This is a genomic window from Actinopolyspora alba (genome assembly GCF_900112765.1).
Taxonomy (GTDB): domain Bacteria; phylum Actinomycetota; class Actinomycetes; order Mycobacteriales; family Pseudonocardiaceae; genus Actinopolyspora; species Actinopolyspora alba.
Genome location: NZ_FOMZ01000016.1, coordinates 38,885 through 52,807, shown reverse-complemented (window position 1 = coordinate 52,807; position 13,923 = coordinate 38,885). Strand labels below are relative to the sequence as shown.

Annotated in this window: 8 protein-coding genes; 3 read left to right on the top strand and 5 right to left on the bottom strand. The window is 70.4% G+C overall.

Translation table 11 applies throughout. The annotated features are described in order from the left end of the window. Positions 1-130 precede the first annotated feature (130 nt). Both BM150_RS20755 and BM150_RS20750 read left to right on the top strand, forming a co-directional pair. Positions 131-514, top strand: coding sequence for a hypothetical protein (locus BM150_RS20755; protein WP_092929183.1), 384 nt, complete (start codon positions 131-133; stop codon positions 512-514). Between the two features lie 223 nt (positions 515-737). Continuing rightward, a complete protein-coding gene (locus BM150_RS20750; protein ID WP_092929181.1) occupies positions 738-3,218 on the top strand; it encodes a beta-glucosidase family protein in 2,481 nt (826 codons plus the stop codon). 107 nt (positions 3,219-3,325) lie between these two features. On the opposite strand, the gene BM150_RS20745 is transcribed toward BM150_RS20750, so the two are convergent. From BM150_RS20745 to BM150_RS20730, 4 genes are read right to left on the bottom strand one after another with little or no spacing between them, the layout of a single operon-like run. Beyond that, positions 3,326-4,609 (bottom strand): DUF2399 domain-containing protein, encoded by a 1,284-nt coding sequence (locus BM150_RS20745; protein WP_092929179.1) that lies wholly within the window; start codon positions 4,607-4,609, stop codon positions 3,326-3,328. Continuing rightward, on the bottom strand, positions 4,606-8,817 hold the full coding sequence (locus BM150_RS20740; protein ID WP_092929177.1) for a TIGR02680 family protein: 4,212 nt from the start codon (positions 8,815-8,817) through the stop codon (positions 4,606-4,608). Before BM150_RS20740 ends, BM150_RS20745 begins: the two co-directional genes overlap by 4 nt. Continuing rightward, positions 8,814-10,070, bottom strand: a complete 1,257-nt coding sequence (locus BM150_RS20735; protein WP_092929175.1) for a TIGR02678 family protein — start codon at positions 10,068-10,070, stop codon at positions 8,814-8,816. Before BM150_RS20735 ends, BM150_RS20740 begins: the two co-directional genes overlap by 4 nt. Next, positions 10,067-11,863, bottom strand: coding sequence for a DUF2397 domain-containing protein (locus BM150_RS20730; protein ID WP_245755650.1), 1,797 nt, complete (start codon positions 11,861-11,863; stop codon positions 10,067-10,069). Before BM150_RS20730 ends, BM150_RS20735 begins: the two co-directional genes overlap by 4 nt. 133 nt (positions 11,864-11,996) lie before the next feature. On the opposite strand from BM150_RS20730, the gene BM150_RS20725 reads away from it, so the two are divergent. After that, positions 11,997-12,938 (top strand): cobalamin biosynthesis protein, encoded by a 942-nt coding sequence (locus tag BM150_RS20725; RefSeq protein WP_092929173.1) that lies wholly within the window; start codon positions 11,997-11,999, stop codon positions 12,936-12,938. Positions 12,939-12,962: 24 nt separating this feature from the next. Here BM150_RS20725 and BM150_RS20720 read toward each other — a convergent pair whose 3' ends face one another. After that, on the bottom strand, positions 12,963-13,853 hold the full coding sequence (locus tag BM150_RS20720) for an SURF1 family cytochrome oxidase biogenesis protein (RefSeq protein ID WP_092929353.1): 891 nt from the start codon (positions 13,851-13,853) through the stop codon (positions 12,963-12,965). Positions 13,854-13,923: the final 70 nt, after the last annotated feature.

Sequence of the window (13,923 nt, the reverse complement as noted above, 5' to 3'; positions counted from 1 at the left end):
GGGCCCACGGTGCTCCGAACGGATGATGTTCGAGCGCGTCGCGCCAGTTCTGTGATCGATTTCAGTACGCTCGGTTCGCGAGTCCGGCGGGCGCGCGGCAGCTCGCACTCCCGAACGTGGTTGGAAGTTCATGACCGAGCACGCCGATTCGATCGAGCTGACACTGGTACCGGTGACCGGGACCGACCGTGCCGCGCTGGACCGGCTCACCTGTTCGTTGGAACACGAACTGCTCGGGCTGCGGATCGAATCCCTGCAACGGCGTGACCGTGATCCCGGCCTCGGCGACATCCACGACGAGCGGGTGGGCACCCGCGAGTTCGTGGTGCGCGGTCTGCTGTCCGGCTCGGGTGTCCGGAAGATCGTCGCGTTGGTGCAGTCCTGGTTGCGACGCAACAACCAGGAGAGCGTGATCCTGCGGCTGGGCGCGGACAGCGTGGAGATAACCGGTTCCCCCACACGCAAGGCGCACCAGCTGCTCAAGGACTTCTACCGCCGCTACGACGAGGAGTGAGCACCGGCGCCGTCCACTTCGCTCCGTCGTCCGCTCACTGCGCCGCGCGGTATCGACGACGGCAGGAGTCGTGACACGGCTGGGAACGTGACACGGTCGGGGAGCGACGGGCCGTTCGCGGGCTCGTCTCGCTTGTCGGTTCCCGTGCGACCGATGCCGTAGGCTCCGCCACCACGCCTTCCCGGCCGAGAGCGATTCCAGGATCGCGGAGGAGGAGTCCGTCATGAGACCACCGCACATCACGGACGAGCGCATCGAGGAACTGCTGGGGCGCCTCGACGTCGAACGCAAGGTCCGACTGATCAGCGGTGCCGATTTCTGGCACACCCCCGCCGAGCCCGCGATCGGGTTGCGAAGTGTGCTCCTCTCCGACGGGCCTTCCGGAGTGCGCGGTGAGTTCTGGGACGAGCGTGATCCGTCGAGCTGCCTTCCCTCACCCACGGCCCTCGCCGCGACCTGGGACGAGTCGACGGTTGCCCGAGCCGCCGGACTCCTCGCCGCCGAGGCGCGACGCAAGGGGGTGCACGTGGTGCTCGGCCCGACGATCAACCTGCACCGCAGTCCGCTCGGCGGCAGGCATTTCGAGTGCTTCTCCGAGGATCCGCTGCTGACCGGGCGGACGGCCGAGGCCTATGTCACCGCACTGCGGGAAGCCGGTACGGCCGCGACCCCGAAGCACTACGTCGCCAACGACTCCGAGACCGAGCGCTACACCGTCGATGTCCGGGTAGACGAGCGCACCCTGCGCGAGGTCTACCTGGCTCCGTTCGAACGCGTGGTCGCCGCCGGCGCCTGGCTGGTCATGTCCGCTTACAACGGGGTGAACGGCCACACCATGACCGAACACCCGTTGCTGACCGATCCACTGCGCGCGGACTGGGGATTCGACGGGGTGGTGGTTTCGGACTGGACCGCGGTGCGCAGCACGGATTCCGCCGCGGCGGGCAACGATCTCGCCATGCCGGGACCTTCCGAGGTCTGGGGTGAGCCGTTGCTCGAAGCCATCCGTGCCGGACGGATCACCGAAGCCACCGTCGACGAGAAGGTGCGCCGGATCATTCGGCTGGCCGCGCGCGTCGGCGCGCTCGACGACCCGACCCAACTCGACGACCCGACCCCGTTCGATGATCCGGCCCCGCGTGATGCCCAGCCGACAGCGTCGGACCGGAGCCGAATCCTTCGTGAGGTCGCGGCCGACTCGATGGTGTTGCTGCGCAACGAGGGGCCGTTGCTGCCACTGCGGCGTTCCGAGCTGGGCAGGGTGGCCGTACTCGGCCACAACGCCTCGGCCGCCCGAATCCAGGGAGGTGGCAGTTCCAGCGTGGTGCCGGAGTACACGGTCTCACCGCTGGAGGGACTGCGCGCGGCGCTCGAACCCACGACCGAGGTGGTCCATCGCGAAGGGGTGACCGTCCGGGACGGACTCGAACCGGTTCCGGCCGAGATGCTGACCGATCCGGAGACCTCGGAACGCGGAGTGCGGCTACGCTTCCGCGGCGCGCGGGGCGAGCTGCTCGCCACCGAGCACCGTGAAACCGCCCAACTGATGTGGACCGGCTCGGAACCGCACGGAGCGGACACTGTCGAGGTCATCGCCAGGGTGCACCCGACAGCGGGCGGACAGTACGAACTCGGCGTGGCGGGTGTGGGGCAACACACCCTGTCGGTCGACGGTTCGGTGGTGCTGGAGCGAACGCTCCAACCGGAAGGCGACGATCCGGCGGCGGGCGTTCTCGCCCCGCCGTACGCCACGGTGCCGGTGGAGCTCGAACCGGAGCGTCCGTTCGACGCGCTCGCCACTCATCGGGTGTCCGGTGCGCCGCTCAGCGCCGTGACACTGGGGCTGCTCCCGGCGCGACCGGACGAGGAGCGCGAGTTCTCCGAGGCGGTGTCGGCCGCTTCCGAGGCCGATGCCGCCGTCGTCGTGGTCGGTACCACCGCGCGTACCGAGAGCGAGGGCTTCGACCGGGACACGCTCGTGCTGCCCGGCAAGCAGCGCGAACTCGTCCGCGCCGTCGCCCGGGTGAATCCGCGCACCGTCGTGGTGGTGAACTCCGGCGCACCGGTCGAGCTGGAGTGGCACGAGGAGGTTCCCGCCGTGCTGCTGAGCTGGTTCCCGGGACAGGAGGGCGGTAACGCGCTGGCCGACGTCCTGCTGGGGGAGAGCGAGCCGGGTGGTCGGCTGCCGACCAGTTGGCCGCTGCGTCAGGAGGACGTGCCCGTGCTCGAAACCCGCCCCGACCACGGGAAGCTGGTCTACACCGAAGGTCCGCACCTCGGTTACCGGGCGTGGCAGCGAGCCGGTCGGCGGCCCGCGTACTCCTTCGGGCACGGCCTGGGGTACACCGAGTGGGAGTACTCCGCACTGCTGGGGCCGGACCGGATCGGTGCCGGGGAGGACGCACTGTTCCTGGTGCGGCTGAGCAACACCGGCGATCGGTACGGCAAAGAGGTCGTGCAGCTGTACCTGCGGCGGACCGAGTCGGCTGTGGACCGTCCCGCACTGTGGTTGGCGGGATTCGCCACGATCGAGGCCGCCCCCGGTGAGGAGGCGAGCGTCCCGGTGCGGCTGGAGGCCGCCGCGTTCCGGCACTGGGATTCAGCCGCGGGCGGCTGGAGTTTCGAACCCGGCACCTTCACCGTGCTCGCCGGACGCGGCGTCGCCGAGCTTCCGCTGCGCGCCGAACTCACGCTCGACGCTTGAGCTCTCCCGGGCCGTGCAGCGCGGCTGATCGCGTGGTGGCAACCGGTGTCGTGGTCGCCACCCGCGGCGTCAATTTCTCGCGAAATCGCCGGGACACCCGACTCCTGTCAGGCCACCGGGCCGTCGAGGCCGTTCCGCAGGTCGTGCAGCAGATCGTCGAGTACGATCTCCTCCTCGACGGCACGTCCCGCGCTGGACATGACCTCGGCGAGCTCGGGGTCCCACGGTGCCTCGGTGGGGTTCTCGTCCAGGATCCGCAGGTCGGTGCGCCGGGCGGCGGCCCGGTTCACCGTCTCGCGGTAGTCCGCCGCCGACATCCGCCACGGCACGAATCCCGGCCGCTCGTACAGCGCCCCCGCGACGGAGAGCCCCGTCCAGTCGAAGTCGCAGTGCAACCGCAGCACCGCCCCGTCGGCCCGCAGTCGGTCGAGCAGTTCCAGCGCCACGGTGCCGGGACGTCCGGAGAGGCACACCAGCGGGTGCCGGACACCGGCGGTCACGGCGGCTTCGAGCGTCCGCGTGTTCTGGCACACCGCGATCACCGTGCCCGGTTCGACCAGGGGTTCCGGGGCGGCCCGGAGGTCGAGGAGTGTCAGGTGCGTCGGCAGTCCCAGCTCGGTGCGTTCCCGCACGGTGCCCGACCACGCGTCCTCCCCCGACAGTGGCAGTGCCCAGCAGGGCACCGTGGCCGAGATTCCGTCCGGCGTGACTCCGCAGCGTTCCCACAGGGTCCGGCGTTCGCGCTCACCGCCCGGTGAGTCCGTGCCGTGCGCCATCGATGCTGCACGCAGCACCACGCGGCTCAACGTGGTTCCGTTGTCCAGCTCGTACTCGCTCCCGGCGCACCGCGCTGCCAGCTCGGTGCGCGACCACCGGACCCGTGGTTGCCGATCCGGGTCCAGCACGAGACGTGCCAGTACGGCGGCGGCCCGTTCCGCGGTCGCGTCCAGGTCCGAGTCGGCCACCCGCCCGTACTGTCTCACCCAGTCGGTCCACGCCGCGGCCCACGGCTGTTCCGCCAGGCCGTGCTCGGCCAGCGCCGCGTTCAGCACCCCGACGGTCCGGTCCTGTTCGTGTCCTCGGCGTCGCGAACCCGACTCCTGCCGGGTGACCGGTCGTTCGTGCAGGATCTCCAGCAACCGTTCCAGGTCGACGCCGGGTCCGCCCGCGCGCAGCGATTCATCCAATTTGGACACATTGATCCTGGTTCCCTGCCCCCACATGGGGCGGCCGTAGACCTCGCCCACCTTCTGGCGGGTCCGCTCGTCCGGCAGCTCCAGCCGGAACGTCGCGGGACGGTCGGCGGCCTCCAGCGCCTGCCTGGCGCGTTCCCAGAGGCCCCGCAGCTCCGGCAGGTCCCAGACGGCGCGAATGCTCTCGGGATCGTTCAATGTTCCGTCCGCTCCAGACCGCGACCGTTCCACACGGTGTGGGTGCAGGCGATTCCGTGCCCGCTGCGCGGTCGCAGCACGTCGTAGATGTGCATCTTCGGGATCTTGGGGGAAACTCCCCAACCGCTCGGCCAGGTGATCATCCAGTCCATGTCCAGATCCACCAGCAATCCCAGCATACGTGCCACCGTCGGGTCGTCCAGGCGCTCGAACGCCTCGTCCAGCAGTACGAGCCGCAACGGGTCGTGCTGCTGGGCCGCGGACTCGATGGCGTCGTAGAACGAAGCGGCCGCCGCGAACAGGGTCACGTAGGACACCAGCCGGGTTTCCCCCGAGGACAACTGCCGCAGTCGCCGCACTCGCCGCTGGTTGTCGGGGCCGGAGTCGCGGACCCGCACCGTGAACTCGTACCAGTCCCGGTAGTCCAGCGCCTTGGACAGGATCTCACCGTAACCGCCGGAAACGCTCTCCCGCTGCGACTCGATCAGATCGGTGAAGACCCGCCGCAGCAGGGCGTCCTCCTGCTCCCCGCGTTCCGCGAACGGTTTCCGGACCACCTCGATGGCCTGCCGCATGTCCTCGCTCAGCGCGGTGGCGGGCTGCCAGTCCAGCTGCACGTGCACCCCCTGGCTGGAGCGCGCCCCCTCCAGCACCCGATTCATCCGGTCGCACAGATCCCGGGCCACCGCGATCTGGTCGCGCAGCCGCTCCGCGAGATCGCGGATGAGGTAGTCGGCGAAGATCGACCGGTACTGTTCGTTGAGGTACTCGCGCTGCTCGGCCAACCGCCGGTTTATCCGCAGGGCCGCCTCGGCGACGGGCAGCGGCCCCTCCTCGCCGATCACGGTCACGGTCAGCACCTCGTCCTCCTCGGCCGTGGTGACGTCGAAGTGACCGCTCAGCGACTGCTTCAGCGGGTGCAGCTTGTCGTGCACCGCCTTGGCCGTCGTGCTGCCCGGTGACGACCGGGCCACCGCGGTGGACAGCAGCGCGGTCACCGACTCCTCGACCCCACCGGGTTCTTCGGGCAGCTCCCCTTCGGTGGCGGCCACGGCCGCCGCCCACAGTCCCGGTAGTTCCATCGCCCGACGCAGCGCGCTCGCCGCCTCGTGGCTCTCCGACTCGCGTTCGGACAACCGGGCACGAGCCGCAGTCAGTTTCTCGTCGAGCTTCCCGGCCTCCTCCCGGGCGGCCGAGACCTGCTCCCTGACCTCGGGTAGCCGCTCGCGGAGCTGTTCCTGCTCCCGCGTCAGCTCGGTGACCTGTTCGGCGACCCGCCTGCCCTCGTCGTCGACGGAGGCGGTCAACTCCGCCAGCGCGGCGGCCTGCTCGGCGTGGTTCGCGCAGTGCTGCTCGGCGAGTGACTCCGCCGCCATCCGGTCGGCCACCGTCGCGTCGTGGTGCAGCACCGTGGTGCCCAGCTGCTCCAACGTGCCGAGGCATCGGGAACCGATCGCCTCGCGCAGGGTTCCCAACGCCCGTCGGGCATCCGTGGCGGACCGGTTGGCCTCCTGCAGCGCTTCGGTCTCCGGGTTCAACCCAGCTCGGCCCGCCGCGCGGGACAGCTCGGAACGCATCGCCTGCCAGCGCGCCTCCGCCTGTTCGTGGACCTGCCGCAACCGGTTCGCGGTGCGCTGTGCCTCGTCCGCGTCGTCGACGGCGCTGCTCAGCCTCGCGTGCGCGCTGAACAGTTCGTCGTCGTCCGGGTAGGACTCCAGCTCGCGCTCCAGCGACTCGGCACGCCGTGCCGAGTCGGCCCGCTGCCGTTCCACCTCACCGAGCTCCGCCCGAAGTTCCGCCAGCTCGGCCTCCAGCTGGGTGATGCGCTGCTGCCGAGCGGCACCGCGAGCCCCAGCGCCCACGTACTCGGCCGTTTCCTTGCGCCACGCGCCGTAGAGCACACCGCTGCGCCAGCGGCCGTCGCTGAGCACCGCCGTTTCCGCCGTGTCGTCCACGGCGACCGAGCGCAGCAACGCCTCGATCCGCGCCTCGGGGACGGGGCAGTCCGGTTCGGCGGCGGGCACCAGTAGGTCGGACAGGGATCCCCCGGTGAGCCGCTCTCCCGGGGTCGCCACCACGTCGGAGGTGGCGACGTCGGTGGCGGTGCCCTCGGTCGTCACCCACGCGTTGAGCAGCCCGCAGGCCTCCAGCGCACCTTCCAGCGCGGCGCGTTCGGGCTCGGACAGCGATTCCGCGAAGTCCACCAGTCGGTAGAACGCCTCGCCCGAGTCCGGATCCCGTTCCGCGGTGGCCCAGGAGGGCGAGGCCGGTACCCGCTCGCCGCCGGAACGCAGTTCCGCGAGTTCGGTGTCGCGTTCGGACACCGCCGAACGGGTCTCCGCCAGCTTCCGGTCCAGCTCGGTGATGCGCATCCGCACGCGATGCAGCACCGGCTGCGCCCACTCGCGCATCCGCTCCCGAGCGCCGCGCGCCGCGAAGCGGTCGGCTGTCAGCTGTTCCGGTGTCGGCGACTCCGGAGGCGGGGGTGTTCCCGCCGCCTCGCTCACCAGTGCGCCGTCGTGCCACCAGCGTCGAACCCGGTCCAGCCATGTCACGGCGGTGTCGTACAGGTCCTGCCGTACCTGGTTGCGCCGTGCGGCCGCCTCCGTGGCGGTCACCTTCGCCGCTTCGGCCTGCCGTTCGGCGTCGGAGACCTCGGCCCGCTGCCGATCCGTCTCCTCGGCCTGCTGCCGCAGTGCCAGGGTCAACGCACCGCGTTCCCGCGCGGCCTCGATTGCCCCGGCGGCGTGCTCGTCGACCTCACGCAGCCGCGAGGCGAGTTCCTCGGTGTCGGGTTGTGGGGGGATGTGCCGTGCCACGTCGAGCCATTCGGAACCGCTGTCGGCCGTGCCGCGCACGACCTCCCAGCGGACCGTGGCCTCGGTGGGAGGCATCGTCGGTATCGCCGGTGCCAGCGAACCGTCCAGCCCCGACGCCCTGAGCCCGGCATCGGCCTGCTGGCGGTGCTGTTCGGCCGCGTCGATGTCCGAGCTCAGTCGTTCCAGCATGCCCAGCACCGTGGAGACCGAGCGCTGTTCCTGGTCACGGTGCCGTTCGGCCGTGCGCAGCGCGCCTTCCGCCGCGGAGCGCTCGTTGTCCACCAGCGCCCTGCGGTCGTGCAGATTCTGCAGCTCGGTGTAGGCCGGGCTCTGTCGCAGCGCCCCCAGCGAGGAGTCCAGCTCGCGGTCACGCCGCTCCAGCTCGCCCACCCGTTCCTCGCTCGCGGAACGTTTGTCCAGTTCGGATCGGTACCGCTCGGCCAGCTCGTCGATCGTGGTGTGCAGCGAGTCGCGCCGCCTGGCCGCCTCGCGGGACGCCTTCGCACGCGTGCGCAGCACTGTCAGCGCGTAGTCCGCGTAGGTGGTCAGGAACGAGCTCAGCGCGCTGTCGGCCGTGGTCAGCCGCAGGATGTTCTCGCGGATGGACTCCAGGTCCTCGAACGAGGTCGCCAACCGCTGTATCAGCGTCGAGTCCAGCGGCGGCAGCGCGTCGGACAGGATCTGTTCGAGCTGTCCCTCCTGCACCCGCAGCCCGACGTCGGGATTGCGCAGCGTGCGCTGCAGGTGCAGCAGATCGCCGTAGCGCTCCGGGGTGATGCCGTAAACCGTGCCCGCGATTTTCGCCCGGAAGGACTGCTCGTCGTGCAAGCACTCCGCGCCCAGCTCCTCGCGCAGCTGGGGCTGGCTCAGCGGCACCTCTCCCGGACCGATCAGCCGCAGGTCGTGCTCGATCCGGCGTTCGGTGACGAACCGCCACGAATCGCTGATCTGGTTCGAGGTCGCGGTGGCCTTCACACCGATCCCACAGGTCAGAAACCGTTCGGAGCCGTCGTGCGAGATCCTGGACAGTTCCACCCAGGCATAGCCGAGTCGGTTGCCACCGCTCTCGCGCTCGTCGAGCATCAGCCGCTTCATGCTGACCGTGTCGAATCCCTTGGACCCGATCTGCCGCAGATCACCGTCCAGGCACAGCGGCAGCAGCAACTCCAGGGTCCGGGACTTCCCGGAGCCGTTGGTCCCCTGGAAGATCGCGCGTCCACCGCTGAGGTCGAACGTCTGGTTGGCGTACTGCCAGATGTTGACCACGCCGCCCCGCCGCAGGCGCCACCGGCTGCCGCCCCCTTCCCCTCCGGGGGATTCTCCGCCGGAAGCGGTCGAAAGGTGCTGTGCTGCCGCACTGTCGGGCTGCGTCACCGCTTCCGTGCTCACCGGGCGGGTTCTCCTTCCGGATAGTCGAACAACGCTAGGTCGGGTACCGCCGTTTCGGCGGGGGGTTCGGTTTCCCGCTCCGCCGGTGCCGGTTCACCGTCGGGGATCGGTAGCCAGCGGTGCGCGCTGGGGCTGAGCAGCCACCACTCCGGATCCCCGGACTCGTGCGGGATCAGCACGCCCACTCGCCGCAGCAGGTCCACCACCATCGTGACCAGCGATTCCGGGTCCTCGATCGCCCGGCGGGACCAGGCGGCCGGATACCTCTCCAGCAGCTCCCCGCAGACCCTGCCGAAATCCTCCCGCGCCACCGGGTGCCGGTGGTCGCCCTCCCTGGCCGCTGAGCCGTCCAGCAGCCGCGGAATCGCGAGCTGGGCCACGCGCGCCACCGTCGAGCTACCGGGGAACGACGTGTCGTTGAGGTAGTCCTGCGGGTCGGTCGTGGCGATGCCCTCCGAACGCGACTCGGCGACGATACCGAAGTACCGCTCCAGCAGCCGGGTCTCACCGGCACGGTGCCTGCGCAACCAGTTCGCCTGCGAGTCCGGGAGATCCCGGTAGTGCACCACCGGATCCTCCACCAGCCTGCGCCGCACGGCCTGTTCCACAGTGGCCGCGTGCACGCCCGCACTGCCCGACGCCAGCTCCACCAGCCGTTGCGGACCGTCGGCCTCCGACAGCGGTCCGGTCACGAGTTGACCGAGCAGATCGGTGTCGACGGTGATCAGCGCTTCCGCCGTGGCGTCGCCGGCGAGCGGGCCGACCGTGCCCTCGGTCTCGGTGAGCACCCCGAGGGCGACCAGGTGGCGCAGCGCGGTGGCCAGTGCCCTGCGTTCACCGGGCTCGTCGTCGATCGTGATCCCCGCTTCCACCGCGGCTCCACGAACGTCGTCGATCAGCCGTGACAGCAGCACCTGCTTTCCGCACCCGGTCAGCGCGGCCAGCGTCAGCGCCACGTAGGCGTAGCCACGCGGGGTGAGGGTGGGGACCGCCCTGGTGGCGTCCCGGCTGGGGCCGGACTTGTACAACCGCGCGTACCGCCTGCGGATCACCAGCCGGTAGCCGAGCAGCGTGGCGAACAGTTCCCGCAGCACCTCGCGGTGGCGGTAGATCATGCCCAGCAGGTCGCCGTCCTGACTCGCCGCGTGCAGTAACGGGCGGCGCAGCAGCGTCCTGGCACAGCGCACCACGTTGGCCGCGTCTATATCGCCGAGTCGGTCGAACCCCGGAACCGAGGTCTCCCGTGTTCTCATCGGATCGCTCCGTCGGTGACGTTCTCGTGGTTCGCGGCGCCGGTCGTGGTGAACCTCCCGGACATCTCGGAGACGTCCAGTTCCACCGCCGTGTCCCGCAGGGTCAGCTCGCCGCGCACGCTGGAGATCGTGGTCGGGCCCTCCGGGCTGTGTCGGATCCGCAGCCGCAGTCGGTGAACCGGTTCCAGCGCCGTGCGGGTTTCGGCCGGATCCTCCCGATCGGCCATCGCCAGCGTCAGCAGTTCGCACAGTACTTCCAGCGCGTCGGCGGAGAGCCTGCTCCCCGCCAGGTTTTCCGCCGCCGCGGCCAGCTCCGCCACGGCAGCGGCACGTCGCTGCTGCTCGGCGCGGCGTTCGTCCAGCAGTTGCCGCTCGGTCATGGGATCGTGCAGTACCCGCGAGGTGCCGCCGCTGCCGCTCCGATCGGCGCGGTTGCGGACGTTGACCGGGATCTCCACGCGGTTTCCCGCCAGCCAACTGGTGGCGTGCTCGTCCCCGTCGTGCGGCGGGGCGGGCTGAAAACACCGGGAGGAGTACAGCCCGAAAGCGGCGGCGTAGAGCCGATGCGCCCCGGCCTGGTCCGAGTCGTCGAACCAACGCGCCAGGTGGAGCAGATCGCTCCGGCGCCCCGGTACCGGCCCACCGCCCGAGGTGGCGTGCTTGACGCTGGCCAGCAACGAGCCGATCGCGCGTGCGGTGGCCTCGCGCAGGGCCGACACCTGGCTCGGCCTGCCGGGGGAGTCCAGGAACCAGTCGGTGAGTTCCTGCCAGTCGGCCCCGGTCCTGCCGCGTGCCCGTTCCACCTCGTCACCGAGGTCCTCCACGGTGCCCAGCGCCGCCAGCAGTTGGTCCCGACGCCGCGCCAGCACGCTCAACGACGCCGCGATCGGCTCGGTGTGGCGGATCACGTCCTCGACCACCGACTGGATGTATTCCACCAGCAGATTCCGGAAACCGGATATCTCGCCCGCGTTCAGGTGATGCCTGGTGACCACCTGACCGAGGTAGGCGTAGAAGTCGCGAACGGTGTCGGCGAGTTCGGAGTGCTGCAGGAAGACCGTGGTGACCTGTTCCGAGAGGCGTTCCCTGGTCTGCTCCGACAGGGCCTCGGCGCTCGTCTCCTCGGGAAGCAGCTCCACGATCCCGCTCAGCCCGCGTTCGATGGCCGGCAGCAACTCCTTGGAGACTTCCCGGGCGCCCTCGGGAACCCGCAACAGCGCGTCCACGTCCCGCTGCACCCGGACACCCAGCTTGCTCACCTGGAAGCGGACACTGCCGTGCTGGAACTCCGCGATGCTGGACGCGGTCGTCTCACGTCTGCCGTGGGTCAGGTTGCCCCACTCGCGGAGCTTGCGCAGCCGTTCGACCACGGTCGACAGTTCGGACTCGCCCTCGGCGATCCTGCCCTCGCGCTCGGCCACCGCCAGCGTTCCCGCGACCTCCGCCGCGGAGAGATCCGCCAGCAGCGTGGAGGTGAACAGCCGCATGATCGTCAGGTAGGTGCGGTGACCGCTCACCTGCAGGTGACGGTAGAGCAGCAGGCGTCGTTCACCGGAGTCGACCTCCGCGCCCGCCGGAAGGTCCCGTTCGGCCGTCGGGCTGTCCGGGACCTCGTCGCCCGCGGCGGCTGTTCCGCTGTTCGGGGAAGCGGTTCTCGCGAGGTCCGCGCCGTCCGTTCCGGCCCCGGTGATCCGTTCCGGCCCAGGTTGACGTGCGACCGGGGCGCCGTGGGGCGGCACGGCGTTCGGCATCGCCCCGGAGCGCGGCTCGACGGCTTCGTGATCGGCGGTCACGGTCAGCCACGATAACCCCGGTCGCGGGTGCCACCGAAAACACTCCGTTACTCGTGGCCTCGGTGCGCCTCGTGTCGTCACGGAAAGGTAGCGTGCGCCACGGACGTGGTCGACCTTGCGAGGAGGAATTGCCGTGAGCTCGGGGCGGGCGGTCGGTTTATTACTCGGCGTAGCCGCTGACGCGGTTCTGGGGGATCCGAAACGCGGACATCCGGTGGCGGCGTTCGGCAGGACCGCCCAACGGGCCGAGTCGGTCACCTACCGCGACAGCCGTTCGGCAGGCGTGCTGCACACCGCCGGGTTGGTCGGCGCGACCGTGGGACTCGGTGTGATTTCCCAGCGGATGGTCCGGCGTTCGCCGGTCGCCGAAGCGACGTTGACCGCCCTGACCACCTGGAGCGTGCTCGGCGGCGCCTCCCTGGCGCGGGAGGGCAGTGCGATGGCCGCTCATCTGGACTCCGGTGAGTTGGCGGCGGCGCGTTCCAGACTCCGCGGACTGTGCGGTCGCCGCGCCGATGATCTCGACAACCAGGGACTGGCGCGTGCCACGGTCGAATCGGTGGCGGAGAACACCTCGGACGCGGTCATCGCCCCGCTGTTCTGGGGAGCCCTCGCGGGAGTTCCCGGTCTCGTCGGTTACCGGGCGGCCAACACGCTCGACGCCATGATCGGGAACCGGAGCAGCAGGTACCGCGCGTTCGGCTGGGGCGCGGCGCGGCTGGACGATCTGCTGAACCTGCTCCCGGCACGCACCACCGCGATGCTGACCGTGGTGTGCGCACCGGTGGTCGGTGGCTCGGCACGCGAGAGCGGCCGGATCAGGCGACGGGACGCCTCGGCGCACCCCAGTCCCAACGCGGGCCAGGTCGAGGCGGCGTTCGCCGGGGCGCTGCGCGTCAGGCTGGGAGGACGGATCGACTACGAGCACGCCGCCGAGACCCGCCCCGTGCTGGGGGAGGGGCGTACCGCCGACGGTGGCGACGTCACGCGGAGTGTCGAGCTGTCCAGACTGATCGGCACCGTGGGGGGTGCGCTGGCCGCGGTGACGGCGCTGGTCGTCGGCAGGCGGAGGTGAGCCGTTCCGCGAGGAGTTCGCCGGTCAGGTACCCGCCGAGTTCCGCTGCTCACGGTTCTCCTGTTCCCGTCGTTCCTCCGCCGCGATCAGCTCTGCGACCGACATGCGGGATTTCCGCTTCCGCCCGCCGGTCCCGGGGCTCCCCGCGTCCGGCGTTCCTCCGGTCGAGGTCCGGCCGTTCGGGGTGCGGGGCGAACGCGCTTCGCTGTGAACCAGATACCCCAACGCCAGCGGCGCCATGATTCCGAAGATGATCCACTGCATCGCGTAGGAGAGGTAGGGACCGGACTCCAGCCTCGGCAGCGGCACCGCCTGCAGCACACCGGGCTGGTCGGATACCAGCGTGAAGTAACCGGAGCGCATCGGGATGTCGACGCCGCGCTCCACCGTGTTCGCGTTGATCGCGTACGTCCACCGGTGGTCGTCGTGGCGGAACGTCGATCGCTGCTCGGCGTCGTGCTCGTTCGCGCGGATCCGCGCCGTCACCCGCACCGTTCCCTCCGGGGCGGCCGCGTACTCCGGTGCCCTGGTCGACTCCACCGGGCGGATGAAGCCGCGGTCCACCAGCACCGTCCCACCGTTCTCCAGCCGGAACGGGGTCAGCACCTCGAAAGCGGGTTCGCCGAGTACGGTGCGCTGCCAGGCCAGCGTCTCACCCCGGGAAAGGTAGTGACCGGTGAAAGTCACCCGTTTCCACTCGGTCGAGGAGCTCGGCGCCTCCCCACGGGGCAGCACCTCACGCAACGGCTTGGGCTCCGCCCGCATCGACGCCCGGATCGCGTCGTTGCGCACCTGCGTCTCGTTGTGCCTGCTGAACTGCCACGGTGCCAGCACCGTGAAGCAGAGCGTGGAGAAAACAGCCACCAGCAGGAGCGACGCGATCCAGCCGGGGCGCAGTAGAAACCCGAAACGCACGGGTCCACGGTAGGCCGGGCGATGGCCGGTGCGCCGCACGGGTCCACCCGGTAGTGGGCCGTTCAGGAAA

Excerpts from the sequence above, each read along its gene's own strand:
- BM150_RS20735 (WP_092929175.1), bottom strand. The coding sequence starts at position 10,070 with ATGAGAACACGGGAGACCTCGGTTCCGGGGTTCGACCGACTCGGCGAT.
- BM150_RS20755 (WP_092929183.1), top strand. The coding sequence starts at position 131 with ATGACCGAGCACGCCGATTCGATCGAGCTGACACTGGTACCGGTGACC.
- BM150_RS20750 (WP_092929181.1), top strand. The coding sequence starts at position 738 with ATGAGACCACCGCACATCACGGACGAGCGCATCGAGGAACTGCTGGGG.